12 protein-coding genes are annotated in these 12,597 nt (G+C 38.2%); 4 read left to right on the top strand and 8 right to left on the bottom strand.

Features of this window, described 5'->3' with window-relative positions:
• The first annotated feature begins 222 nt into the window (after window positions 1-222).
• Entirely contained in the window at window positions 223-501 is a 279-nt protein-coding gene (locus GCWU000282_RS09070; protein ID WP_084295367.1) for a helix-turn-helix domain-containing protein, read from the top strand.
• A 44-nt stretch (window positions 502-545) separates the two neighbouring features.
• Here GCWU000282_RS09070 and purD read toward each other — a convergent pair whose 3' ends face one another.
• The 5 genes from purD to GCWU000282_RS09045 form a co-directional block, all read right to left on the bottom strand.
• Window positions 546-1,814 carry a phosphoribosylamine--glycine ligase gene (gene purD / locus GCWU000282_RS09065; protein ID WP_023354796.1) on the bottom strand — a complete coding sequence of 423 codons (1,269 nt, stop codon included), beginning with the start codon at window positions 1,812-1,814 and terminating at the stop codon, window positions 546-548.
• 69 nt (window positions 1,815-1,883) lie between these two features.
• A complete protein-coding gene (purN, locus tag GCWU000282_RS09060) occupies window positions 1,884-2,513 on the bottom strand; it encodes a phosphoribosylglycinamide formyltransferase (protein WP_023354795.1) in 630 nt (209 codons plus the stop codon).
• Between the two features lie 2 nt (window positions 2,514-2,515).
• Complete coding sequence (gene purM / locus GCWU000282_RS09055) at window positions 2,516-3,541, bottom strand: phosphoribosylformylglycinamidine cyclo-ligase (protein ID WP_023354794.1); 1,026 nt, start codon at window positions 3,539-3,541, stop codon at window positions 2,516-2,518.
• Between the two features lie 17 nt (window positions 3,542-3,558).
• Window positions 3,559-4,071: a 5-(carboxyamino)imidazole ribonucleotide mutase gene (purE, locus tag GCWU000282_RS09050; protein WP_023354793.1), complete on the bottom strand. Its 513-nt coding sequence runs from the start codon at window positions 4,069-4,071 to the stop codon at window positions 3,559-3,561.
• A gap of 120 nt (window positions 4,072-4,191) precedes the next feature.
• On the bottom strand, window positions 4,192-4,761 hold the full coding sequence (locus GCWU000282_RS09045; RefSeq protein ID WP_023354792.1) for a YgjV family protein: 570 nt from the start codon (window positions 4,759-4,761) through the stop codon (window positions 4,192-4,194).
• A 273-nt stretch (window positions 4,762-5,034) separates the two neighbouring features.
• On the opposite strand from GCWU000282_RS09045, the gene GCWU000282_RS09040 reads away from it, so the two are divergent.
• Together GCWU000282_RS09040 and GCWU000282_RS09035 are read left to right on the top strand one after the other, a co-directional pair.
• Window positions 5,035-6,381: an MATE family efflux transporter gene (locus GCWU000282_RS09040; protein ID WP_023354790.1), complete on the top strand. Its 1,347-nt coding sequence runs from the start codon at window positions 5,035-5,037 to the stop codon at window positions 6,379-6,381.
• A 4-nt stretch (window positions 6,382-6,385) separates the two neighbouring features.
• Window positions 6,386-7,750 carry an MATE family efflux transporter gene (locus tag GCWU000282_RS09035; RefSeq protein WP_023354789.1) on the top strand — a complete coding sequence of 455 codons (1,365 nt, stop codon included), beginning with the start codon at window positions 6,386-6,388 and terminating at the stop codon, window positions 7,748-7,750.
• A 130-nt stretch (window positions 7,751-7,880) separates the two neighbouring features.
• Here the strand turns inward: GCWU000282_RS09035 and uvrB are convergent, their stop codons facing one another.
• Both uvrB and GCWU000282_RS09025 read right to left on the bottom strand, forming a co-directional pair.
• Window positions 7,881-9,872 carry an excinuclease ABC subunit UvrB gene (uvrB, locus tag GCWU000282_RS09030; RefSeq protein WP_023354788.1) on the bottom strand — a complete coding sequence of 664 codons (1,992 nt, stop codon included), beginning with the start codon at window positions 9,870-9,872 and terminating at the stop codon, window positions 7,881-7,883.
• Between the two features lie 517 nt (window positions 9,873-10,389).
• A complete protein-coding gene (locus tag GCWU000282_RS09025) occupies window positions 10,390-11,094 on the bottom strand; it encodes a hypothetical protein (protein ID WP_023354787.1) in 705 nt (234 codons plus the stop codon).
• Window positions 11,095-11,569: 475 nt separating this feature from the next.
• On the opposite strand from GCWU000282_RS09025, the gene GCWU000282_RS09020 reads away from it, so the two are divergent.
• Window positions 11,570-11,938 (top strand): metal-dependent transcriptional regulator, encoded by a 369-nt coding sequence (locus GCWU000282_RS09020; protein ID WP_023354786.1) that lies wholly within the window; start codon window positions 11,570-11,572, stop codon window positions 11,936-11,938.
• A 204-nt stretch (window positions 11,939-12,142) separates the two neighbouring features.
• Here the strand turns inward: GCWU000282_RS09020 and GCWU000282_RS09015 are convergent, their stop codons facing one another.
• A complete protein-coding gene (locus tag GCWU000282_RS09015; protein ID WP_023354785.1) occupies window positions 12,143-12,580 on the bottom strand; it encodes a MarR family winged helix-turn-helix transcriptional regulator in 438 nt (145 codons plus the stop codon).
• Between the last annotated feature and the right edge of the window lie 17 nt (window positions 12,581-12,597).

The raw sequence follows: 12,597 nt of genomic DNA, 5'->3' as shown, positions 1-12,597 counted from the left end.
TTATACTATAAATGAATTTAAAACTCAATTCTAAAACAAAATTTGCGTGCTACCAGGTTAAGCTGCTTATCTTCTCCTTCGTCAACCCTCCGATATCCCCCGATAATGGACATTGTCCGAATTTTTGGACTTGTCCGATTTATGGCATTACTATATTTTAAAATAAAGAGTAAGTACAGCATTATCGGCTATAGGTGCAGTAAATCAGTTGAGGTCAAATTTATGATTATTTATGATAACTTTTGGAAAACTTTAAAAGCCAAAAACATTTCACAATATAAACTTGCGGTCTATTACGGTGTAAGTAATTCTCAAATAAGCAGAATAAAGAAGGGCGAACATATAACTACCGCAACTCTTGAAAAATTATGTCAAATTTTACAATGCAGGGTTGAAGACATTATTACCTTTGTACCTGAAACACCTTCAACTAAAGATAAAACATTAGATGCAGTTGCTGAACAGCCTGATTCAGCCTACAAACAAGAAAAGCAAAAATAGGGAAACCGGTTTATTATACCTGACTTCCCTATTTTTTGATTTATCTAAGCCTCCAAAGCTTTTTTACCAATATCGGTTCTCATATATTTATTTTCAAATTCCACAAGTTCTGTTGCCCTATAAGCCTTTTCCCTTGCTTCCTTTAAGTCTTTACCGGTCGCAGTCACGCCAAATACCCTGCCGCCTGCCGTAACAACTTTTCCATCCACAAGCTTTGTACCTGCATGATAGAGATACAGTCCGTTTTTGCCAAAGCCCTCTTTAACAGCAACTTCTTTACCTTTTTCATAATCAAGCGGATAACCGTCAGAAGCCAGCACTACACAAACCGCAGCATTGTCCTCAAATTCAAGTTCCGCTTCATTAAGTCTGCCCTCTACACAGGCTTCCATTATATCTAAAATATCAGACTTCATTCTCGGAAGCACCACCTGAGCTTCAGGATCCCCGAATCTTGCATTGTATTCAAGTACCTTCACCCCATCAGGAGTAAGCATAAGTCCCACAAAAAGAACTCCCTTAAAAGGTCTGCCTTCACTTTTCATAGCCGCCATAGTAGGTTTGTAGATATTCTCCATACAAAAATCTTCTACTTTCTTTGTATAGAACGGACTTGGAGAAATATTGCCCATACCTCCCGTGTTTAAGCCCTTGTCACCGTCTTTTGCTCTCTTGTGATCCATAGCTGAAGTCATAGGTTTAATAGTTTCTCCGTCGCAGAAACAAAGCACAGATACCTCCGGTCCTGTCATAAATTCCTCTATAACCAAAGTATTTCCGGCATTTCCAAATTTCTTATCTTCCATTATAGTCTTTACGCCGTTAAAAGCCTCATCCTTGTTTTCACAGATAAGCACTCCCTTACCGAGAGCCAGCCCATCCGCCTTAAGCACAATAGGATAGCGGGCATCTTTAAGATATTCCAATGCTTTATCCGCAGAGTTAAATACTTCATATCCTGCAGTAGGAATATTGTACTTTTTCATCAAATCTTTTGAAAATGCCTTAGAGCCCTCTATTATAGCTGCCGCAGCATTAGGTCCGAAAGCCTTAAAGCCTGCCTTTTCAAATTCATCTATCGCCCCCGCTACCAAGGGATCATCAGCTCCGACTATGACAAAATCCACCTGTTTATCCCCTGCAAACTCTATAAGTTTTGGAAAATCCATTGCAGAAATATCTACGCATTCAGCTACTTCAGCAATTCCCGCATTTCCGGGTGCAGCATAAATTTTGTTACTTCTCTTACTTTCAGCCACCTTGCAGGCTATGGCATGTTCACGCCCTCCGCTGCCAACTATTAATACATTCATTCCTTTCCTCCATTTTCCGCTTAAAGAAGCAACCAGAACAAGTACTTATTAACTTATAAATTATCCGCATTAAGATCTCATTATTTTAGTCTTTCCGTCTACAACTTGAACTTTTCCGCTTGCAACAAGCTCAATCGCTTCCGGAAGTATCTTCCACTCAGCTTCCTCCATCACCCTTAACTGCAAGCTCTCAGCAGTATCATCATCTTTTACTTCTACAGCCTTCTGCAATATAATAGGTCCTGAATCTGTACCCTCATCTACAAAATGTACCGTTGCTCCGGTTAGCTTAACTCCTCGCTCAAGTGCCTTTTCATGTACTTTAAGTCCATAATAACCGGTTCCGCAAAATGAAGGAATAAGTGATGGATGAATATTAATTATCCTGTTTCTGTACTTTGCAACCATTTCCTCAGGAATAATAACAAGGAAGCCTGCAAGTACCACCAAATCAATCTCAGCCTCATCCAAGGCCTTTATAAGAGCCTTGTTAAACAGCTCTCTCGTATCAAACATAGACGGTGCTATACATTTTGCCTCAATCCCTGCTTTTTTAGCTCTTTCAAGTGCAAATGCAGAAGCATTATTGCTTATGACAAGAGAAATCTCAGCATTTTTAATAATACCCTTTGTCTTTGCATCTATAATAGCCTGAAGATTAGTTCCGCCACCGGATACTAAAACCGCAACTTTTTTCATAATTATATAAGGGTTACTCCCTTTTCTCCCTCTTTAATTTCACCTATAACAAAAGCCTTTTCTCCTGACTTCATTATAGATTCCATAGTATTATTGGCATCAGCCTTATCCACTACAACCATCATACCTATACCCATATTGAAGGTATTGTACATAACCTGTTCGGAAACATCGCCCTCTTTTGCAATCATTTTAAATATAGCAGGCACTTCATAGGAGTCTTTTTTAATAATGGCTTGAGTATCTTCTTTAAGCATACGGGGTACATTTTCATAGAAACCTCCACCTGTAATATGACTGCAGGCTTTAATCTTTACTCCCGAATCTTTTATTTCTTTAAGAGCCTTTACATATATGATAGTTGGCTCAAGCAGAGCCTCTCCCAAGGTCTTTCCAAGCTCATCATAATATTTTAACAGGGCTTCTTTTTCCATTTTAAATACACTTCTTACAAGAGAAAAACCGTTACTATGCACTCCTGAGGATGCTATACCTATGATTACATCTCCTGCTTTAAGGCTACTTCCGTCTATAAGTTCTTTCCTGTCGCACACACCTACCGCAAAGCCTGCAAGGTCGTACTCATCCTCAGCCATAAGTCCCGGATGCTCGGCTGTTTCACCGCCAACAAGAGCCGCACCCGAAAGCTTACAGCCTTCTGCAACTCCCTTTACTATAGAAGCTATTTTCTCGGGCTCATTCTTACCGCAAGCTATATAATCAAGGAAGAAAAGCGGTTCACCACCTGCACAGACTACATCATTTACACACATAGCCACACAGTCAATCCCTATGGTATCATGTTTATCAAGCTCAAAGGCCAGCTTAATCTTGGTTCCTACTCCGTCTGTACCAGAAAGCAGTACAGGATCTTCCATATTTTTAATGGCTGCAAGAGAAAATGCGCCGGAAAAACCACCGATACCTCCAAGTACTTCGGCTCTCTTAGTTTCAGCCACATATTTTTTCATAAGTTCAACCGACTTGTAACCCGCTTCAATGTCTACACCGGAAGTTTTGTAATCCATTATCCACCTTCCCTTTCTTAGTTAATTTCTTCTAAATAGGTTTTGTAACCTACATTTTCTATTTTAGTCTTTTTAGCAAGTACCTCGTCTTTAAGCCCCTCTGCAAAGTCCTTAATCTTCTGTCTTATTTCAGGCTCTCTTACGGAAATAATCTTAGCTGCAAGGATAGCGGCATTCTTAGCCCCGTTTATAGCTACTGTAGCCACCGGTATGCCTGCAGGCATCTGAACTATAGAGTAAAGTGAGTCCACTCCGCCAAGGCTCTTTGTATGGATAGGTACACCTATTACAGGAATCGGAGTTACGGCTGCTGCCATTCCCGGAAGGTGGGCTGCTCCGCCTGCGCCTGCTATAAGCACATCATATTTGCTCTCTGCAGCCTTTGCGTATTCAAAGAAAATATCAGGCATCCTGTGAGCAGATATAACTGTTACATCATACTCAATTCCGAATTTTTCAAGCATTTCCATAGCCGCCTTCATTACAGAAAGGTCACTGTCACTTCCCATTACAATTCCTACTTTACTCATAATTCCTCCTTAATGTACACGTGTTATATTACCAAACATCCGCAAAATATCGTAACTCGGAGCCTGTGGCTTGATTACAGTATTTCACAATATGTTTCGTGAATAATTTGGGTTAAAATATTAATTTTCTAAAACTGTCTCCTTACTTACACCTGCTTCCTTTTTAAGTCTGAATATACCTAAGATGCAACTTATAATTGTGAGTATGTCAAATATAAGACCTACATAGTTTTTTATCGAAAAATCGTATACTCCCCAGCCACAGGTGGTTATAAATATAAGTATCTTTATGCCTATTGCTCCACCCATTCCCAAGAAATAAGTAAATATAAATAAATTTATTGCCGGAAGCCAGCCTGCAATTCCACCGTTATTAAATATAAGCGTCATTACCACACCAACTCCCACAATGGCTGCCTTTGAGTACTTATTCAGCTTTCCTCTCAGATATATTTCGTTTTTAATAATCTGAATTGTATTGATTATTATTCCTGAAAATGCATTAAGAAGCACTCCCATTCCTATAATGAAAAGAAGCTGTACATCTTGAGTTCTGAGCATCTTCTTTTCTTTTTTAATATACCCTGTCACCACCATAAGTGTATAACCTATAAGGCTAAGTACCTGAGCTATAAGCCATTTCGTTCCTCCCATTGACGTTATCCAGTCATTCATTTTCTGCAAATCCATTCTTCTTCCTCTTTCTTAAGCATAACTAATATATGAACCTTAACTATTTAGCACAGGTTTATAATCTCTCTTCATTATAGCAATACTACCCATTAGAAATCAACTAAATATGGCAACTTACTCATTGAAAAAAATACTTATTTATATTATTATTACTTATCAAGATACAAGTGTCAAAACTATAAAAATCCGATACAAAGTTGATTACAAGAGTTTATTATCTTTGACAGCCTAATCTTATCAACAATAATATATGAAAAGGAGTGAAAGCCGATGATTAAAGATCTGACAAAGGGAAGTCCCATCAAAGCAATTCTTGGTTTTGCGGTGCCTATGCTTTTTGGAAATCTTTTTCAACAAATGTATAATATGGCTGACTCTATAATTGTAGGAAAATACATAGGCGTAAATGCACTTGCCGCTGTCGGGGGTACAGGTGCGCTCAATTTCCTTGTACTGGGCTTCATCATAGGTGTAAGCGGCGGCTTTATGATACCTGTTTCTCAAGCCTTTGGCGCAAAGGATTTTGACAGGCTCAGAAAATATGTAACCAATGCTGCCTGGCTCTCGCTTATCGTAGGACTTTTGATTACAATAATAACTGTTACCTTCACAGGTGCAATGTTAAGGCTTACCAATACTCCTGATGATATTTTTCAGGGCTCTTATGAATATATCGCCACTATATTTGCCGGCATACTTGGGATTATGTTCTATAATCTGCTTTCAGGAATAATGAGGGCTCTCGGTGATTCAAAGACACCTCTGTACTTTTTAATATTTTCTTCCTTTGTAAATATTGCTCTGGACTTACTCTTTGTAATTGTATTTAAAATGGGAGTATTCGGAGCAGCCTTTGCGACTGATATCTCACAGTTCATATCCTGTATACTTTGCTTTTTATTTATAAAGAAAAAATATACGATATTGAAAATGAAAAAAGGCGACTGGCAGCTAAACTCGGCTCTTGTAAGCAGGCTTCTTTTAATGGGCATTCCTATGGGGCTGCAATACTCCATAACCGCTATAGGTTCTACCGTAATGCAGGCAGCAGTTAACGGTCTGGGTTCGATTTATGTTGCTGCAATTACAGCAGGAAGTAAGGTATCGTTACTCTTCACTCAGGCCTATGATACCCTGGGAACAGCTATGGCTACATTTTGTGGGCAGAACCTCGGCGCAAAAAAACTTGACCGAATAAATAAGGGAATGAAGCAGGGTATAATTGCTATGGGTATATATACTGTATTTGCATTCTTTGCCATTATCTTCGGCGGAAGATATGTTGCCCTCCTTTTTGTAAATGCTGACGAAACAGTACTGTTGGGCTATGTAGGCAAGTTCCTTTTTGCCAATGCGTCCTTCTATTTCCCTCTCGGATTGCTTATAATACTCAGATACGGTATTCAGGGACTTGGACATAGTATGTTTGCCATGGCAGCAGGAATTATGGAAATGATTGCAAGGTGTGCGGTTGCCTTCCTCGGTCTTGCCTGGTTCGGTGCGGATGCGATTTATTATTCCAATGCCGCAGCCTGGATAGCCGCAAATATCTTCCTGATACCGGCATTTATTATGGTTATGAAAAAAATTAAAAAAATTATAATACAGAATGGTTAAATAAATGAATAAAGCTACACAAAACCAAAATTCAATACTTACAGGCTCAATAAGCAAAAGTATTTTGATGTTCTTTTTTCCTATATTACTAGGCTCATTTTTACAACAGCTTTACAGTACTACAGATGCTCTTATTGTAGGTAGATATGTAAATAAAGAAGCTCTTGCCGCAATAGGTGCAACCACCTACATCATCAATATCCTAATCGGCTTTTTTGTCGGTCTGTCTGCAGGCGCGGCAGTAATCATATCACAGTTCTACGGGGCAAATAGGGGCAAAGATTTGAGTGATTCTGTCCACACCGCCATAGCTCTTTCCCTCGTAAGCGGAGTAATAATAATGATAGTAGGCATAGTATTCTCGCCTATGATACTTAAAATTATGAATACTCCCGCTGATATAATTGAACCTTCTACCACCTATCTCAGGGTCTACTTTCTGGGTTCAATACCTGTGCTTATATACAATATGGGTTCAAGCATACTTAGGGCTGTGGGCGATTCCAAGAGTCCTCTTTATGTCCTCATAGTCTGTACTATTGCCAATGTTGTACTTGATATCCTCTTTGTTGCAGTATTTAAAATGGGAATCTTCGGTGCCGCACTGGCTACCTTGCTCGCTCAGGTCATAAGTGCCGCTGTTGTAATTACAATGCTTATGAGAGCAGAGTTTAGCTATAAGTTAGACTTAAAGAAAATCAGTTTTCACCAAAAAGAACTGACCGCAATGCTAAAAATAGGTCTGCCTACAGGTTTTCAGGCTGTAATGTATTATCTTTCAAATATGATAGTGCAGTCTTCAGTAAACAGCTTCGGAACTGATACTGTTGCGGCCTGGACTGTTTTTACAACGAATGATAATTTTTACTGGATGGTAATAGGTGCCTTCGGAGTATCTGTTACTACCTTTGTAGGCCAAAACTTTGGAGCCGGGAATTTTGACCGTATAAAAAAAAGTGTAAGAATCACATATCTTTTTACTTCACTTTCAGCCATCCTTTTAAGTCTGATTTTATACATTGGGTGTGAACAGTTGCTTAACCTTTTCACAAGTGAAACTGCTGTAATAGATGTAGGAGTATATATGTTCAGACATTACTGTCAGTACTATATCTTCTTTGTAGGGATAGAAGTACTTTCGGGTGCAATAAGGGCTACCGGCGACTCCTTTATTCCTACTGTAATAACTGCGGTAGGAATCTGTGGTTTAAGAATACTTTGGATATTCTTTATTGTTCCTGCAAATCCGCATATAGGAACTGTATTAACCGTCTACCCTGTGACTTGGTTTTTGACTTCATTTGTTTTCACTGTATATTATCTGCATGGCGGTTGGCTCAGAAAACGCAGAAAGATAATGGGAATATAGTTTCAGAGAGTTTTATATGTAATTTACTGCTTTTGTATGATTTGATATTTTAATGTGGGTGTCAAAAGATAATAAATTCTCTTGTAAGCAAGCCCCAATCGAATTTTTATACTTTTGACACTTGTATCATTTACATAGCCGTCAGATCCACCAGATGTTTTTTAAGTTCTATAATCTCATCCCTAAGTTTAGCAGCCGTCTCAAAGTTAAGCTCAACCGCAGCCTGATTCATTTTCTTTGTAAGTTCCTTAATTACTGCCTTTAATTCTGCCTCACTCATAGACTCCGCATCTTTTATAATCTTAGAGCTGTCTTCTTCAACCTTCTTTGAAATGCTTATTAAATCCCTTACCTTCTTCTTTATAGTCTGAGGCACTACGCCATGCTCTTCATTGTATTTCATCTGGATGGCACGTCTTCTCTCAGTCTCTGTTATTGCCCTGTTCATAGAGCCTGTAATAGTATCTGCATACATTATTACATGGCCGTCTGCATTTCTTGCAGCCCTGCCTATGGTCTGAATAAGTGAAGTCTCTGAACGTAGAAAACCTTCCTTGTCAGCATCAAGGATGGCAACCAGTGTAATCTCAGGTATATCAAGTCCTTCTCTGAGCAGATTGATACCTACCAGTACATCAAATACATCAAGACGCATATCCCTTATAATTTCGGACCTTTCAAGGGTGTCTATATCCGAATGGAGATATCGCACCCTTATACCGGCTTCCCTCATATAATCAGTAAGGTCTTCCGCCATTTTCTTGGTAAGTGTTGTTACCAAAACCTTATTTTTCTTTTCAGTTTCCTTTTTTACCTCACTGATTAAATCATCTATCTGTCCTGCTGTAGGCTTTACAATAATCTCAGGGTCTACAAGTCCTGTTGGCCTTATTATCTGCTCTGTTCTAAGCAGTTCATGCTTTGCCTCATATTCAGACGGAGTTGCAGATACAAAGAGCATACGGTCTATTTTATTTTCAAATTCCGTAAAATTAAGCGGTCTGTTGTCAAGAGCAGATGGAAGTCTGAATCCATAGTCTACAAGTGTAGTCTTTCTTGAACGGTCCCCCGCATACATTCCGCCAATCTGTGGTATGGTAATATGCGACTCATCCACTATAATTAAGAATTCATCAGGAAAGTAATCTATAAGTGTAAACGGCATACTTCCTGATGGTCTGCCCGAAAGAGGTCCCGAATAATTCTCTATTCCTGAACAAAACCCTGTCTCACGCATCATTTCTATGTCAAAATTTGTTCTTTCCTTTATTCGCTGAGCCTCGATTAGCTTATCTTCACTTTTAAAATATTTGACACGCAAATCTAATTCTTCTTCCAACCTGGACAATGCCTCTTTCATTTTCTCAGGAGCAACTACATAGTGAGATGCAGCAAAAATAACCACATGGGCTAGTTCAGCTACTGTAGTTCCTGTAAGCACATCTATCTCAGAAATCCTATCTATTTCATCGCCAAAAAACTCCAGCCTTACAGCTTTATCTGTGGATGCAACCGGAAATATTTCCACCACATCACCACGAATCCTAAATGTACCACGCTTAAAGTCCATATCATTTCTTGTGTACTGGATATCTATGAGTCTTCTTATAACTTCTTCCATATCCTTAATCTGTCCCGGGCGTACAGAAAGTGTCATATCCTCATAGTCAATAGGATCTCCAAGTCCGTAAATACAGCTCACACTTGAAACCACAACCACATCTTTTCTCTCCGAAAGTGCTGCTGTAGCAGAGTGGCGAAGTTTATCTATCTCGTCATTTATTGCAGAATCTTTTTCTATATACGTATCTGAAGAGGGAACATAAGCTTCAGGCTGATAGTAGTCATAGTACGACACAAAGTATTCTACTGCGTTCTCAGGGAAGAATTCTTTGAACTCACCATAGAGCTGAGCCGCTAAGGTTTTGTTGTGTGAAATGACAAGGGTGGGCAGGTTTAGTTTGGCTATGACATTTGCCATTGTAAATGTCTTGCCGGAACCCGTAACCCCAAGCAGGGTCTGGAATTGGTTGCCTTCTTTGAAGCCTTCTACAAGCTCCTCAATAGCCTGTGGCTGGTCTCCCGTAGGTGCATATTCGCTGTGTAAAATGAAGTGATCCATGGTTAAATTCTCCTAAAAGTCATATTATAAAGTGTGTGCTTGCACACACTTTGCGCGCGAGCGGTGCCGTAAGGCAAACTTCATTGCCGCGAGCTGCGCATCTATCTCTGATATTTTTGTTTAATAGGAATTTCAAAGAAATTTCCTATTAAACAAAAAAGTTCGCCTATTCGCCAGAAATTCGTAATCATGCGTTCTCTAAATCCTTCGTCATTTTGCACAAAGGGTGTAAAATACGAATGTAGGTCACCAAAACCATATTGTGGGACTGGCTGAAACTCAGTAATACTGCATGGTACAGGCGATTTTATAAGTCACTAAATGGGTTGATTTTAGTATAAATATAGCATAAAAAACAGAAAAAGTACAGAAAAGAGGAACCCGGAAATTTGCGGTTTCCAGGCTCATAAATTGATATTTTTTAATATTTTATTAAATTTTGGTCATACATGAGGGCTAATTTTGATTGGATTTTGGTTCGTTTTGTTCGCTGTGAGCGGACAAATTTTTGCTATAGTTATGCCAAAACCTTATCATTTTTTTCGATTATCTTTTTTACTTCATCTATACTCTTTTTTGTTACAAGCGAGATTTGTTCCAACGAGAATTTATTTTTATACATATTCATAACAAAATCTATTAAGTTCTTTGCTGTTACCTCTACTGTTACCCTATCCTCTATTCCCTGACCTAAATTACACATAGTATCCACTTCCTTTATAAAATCATTGCTGAGAGGAATTTTATATTCCTTTTCAATAATATCCAGTTTCTCATTTTCTCTTAATCTATCCGACAATAAAGCCCCAATAAGACGGTGTAATTCGTATTTTTCATCATGCTTTGGAAGTTCGTTTGTAACTCCAATCATCACAATATTTAGTAAGTCTGCATTTCCCTTCCAGTCGTATGGCTCTAACATCTCATCTTTTACAATGTGAAAATGACTTAAACTGTTCTTACTCATATTCATACACACCCAGATACTAAATACCTGCTTTATATCGTCATAATTAGTATTTACAAAATCTCTTTCCTTTTGTGATGATATAAGTCTGCTCACATAGAATATTGCCCTGTTAAGTATCTTGTATGAAACCGGGTCATCTTTCTGAGCCTCAACATTCACTATTATCTGTGAAAGTCCATTCTTTAAGCGTACATAAAATATGATGTCAAACCTTATTAGACCTTCATTTGCTTCAACACTCTCCGAGTTCAATCCTTTAATTCTCTGCCCTGACTCATCTGTTTTTTCTATATTAGTAAGTCCCGGTTCAATCGGTACAATACCTATCTTAGGTTCACCTTCAATGTATGTGACTATATCTATTGAGGTTCTTTCTCACATTCGTTCGAAAGAACGACTTAAATACTAAATTCATACTTCGCCTTCAGCTTGCATTCATTAAGTATTTAATGTCTCAGCAAGTATTCTCTTAACCCTGGCATCATACTGTGCCTTGTCTCCTGCAGAATTAACTGCATTCTTTATTTCTGTATTCAAAACTACATTAATCCCTTCGTATTTCTTTATTTAATTATATGATAAAATAAGCATCTACGCAACTTTTTAAAACTAAAAATTATTTATAGTAAAAAAACAATGGCAAATATTCTGATTAAATTTACTTACCCTTGCTAAGATATTTAATCTTTGCTATACTTATTACAAACAAAGCTTGGAGGTGGTGTTAATGGAAATACATGAATCTGCTGAAGATTATTTAGAGACAATACTTATGCTTACCGAAAGAATTGGAAATGTACGTTCTGTAGATATTTCCAACGAAATGGGCTTTAAGAAATCAAGCGTAAGTGTGGCTATGAAAAACCTTAGAACCACAGGGCACATTGTTGTTGATGAAAACGGCTATATAAGACTTACCCCGCTTGGAAAAGAAGTTGCCGATATGATATATGAAAGGCATAAATTCTTCTCTTCATGGCTTATAAGTCTCGGGGTAGATAAAGAAACCGCTTTAGAAGATGCCTGCAGAATCGAGCATGTAATCAGTAAAGAAAGCTTTGCTGCAATCAAGGAATATTTGAATTCTAAAAGCTAAAAGACAGCAACAAATTAATAAAAATTTACAGAGACTTTTATGAAAGAAAAAATCCTGTTTTCATGACTTTTCTCCTGCGGTGGGTCGCATAAGCGACATCAACATATCCGTCGCAGTATAATCTCTCAGAAATAATTCCTATTATATTAAAAGATTGTCACCGAAGTATGGGCGACAATCTTTTTTACGTATAACTTATAAAAATTAAAATTCCCTAAGCATCTTATCAAGTATCCTATGAAGGGTGGACATATCTTCCTCAGTAAGTCTGAGACAGGCTCCCATTTTTTTAGGGACGTCTAAAGCCTTATCCTTAAGCTCCCTACCGGTTTCGGTAAGGGTTACATTAAGTACCCTTTCATCATCCTTATCCCTATGGCGGTCGATAAATTTTTTCTGTTCAAGCTTCTTAAGAACCGGTGTAAGTGTACCTGAGTCTAAATATAAAAGCTCACCGAGTTCTTTCACATTTACTTTTTCATTTTCCCACATAACCATCATTGTAATGTATTGGGTATATGTAAGGTCAAGTTCATCTAAAAAAGGCTTATACTTCTTGACTATTTCCTTGGCGCAGGCATAAAGCGGGAAACAAAGCTGGCTGGAAAGTCTTAACATTTTATATTTATCTTCTTTTTGCATGATTCATCCTTATTTAA

This window comes from Catonella morbi ATCC 51271, from assembly GCF_000160035.2.
In the GTDB taxonomy this organism is placed as follows: domain Bacteria; phylum Bacillota; class Clostridia; order Lachnospirales; family Lachnospiraceae; genus Catonella; species Catonella morbi.
The sequence above is the reverse complement of the archived record's forward strand: the minus strand, read 5'-3'. Positions and strand labels throughout refer to the sequence as shown.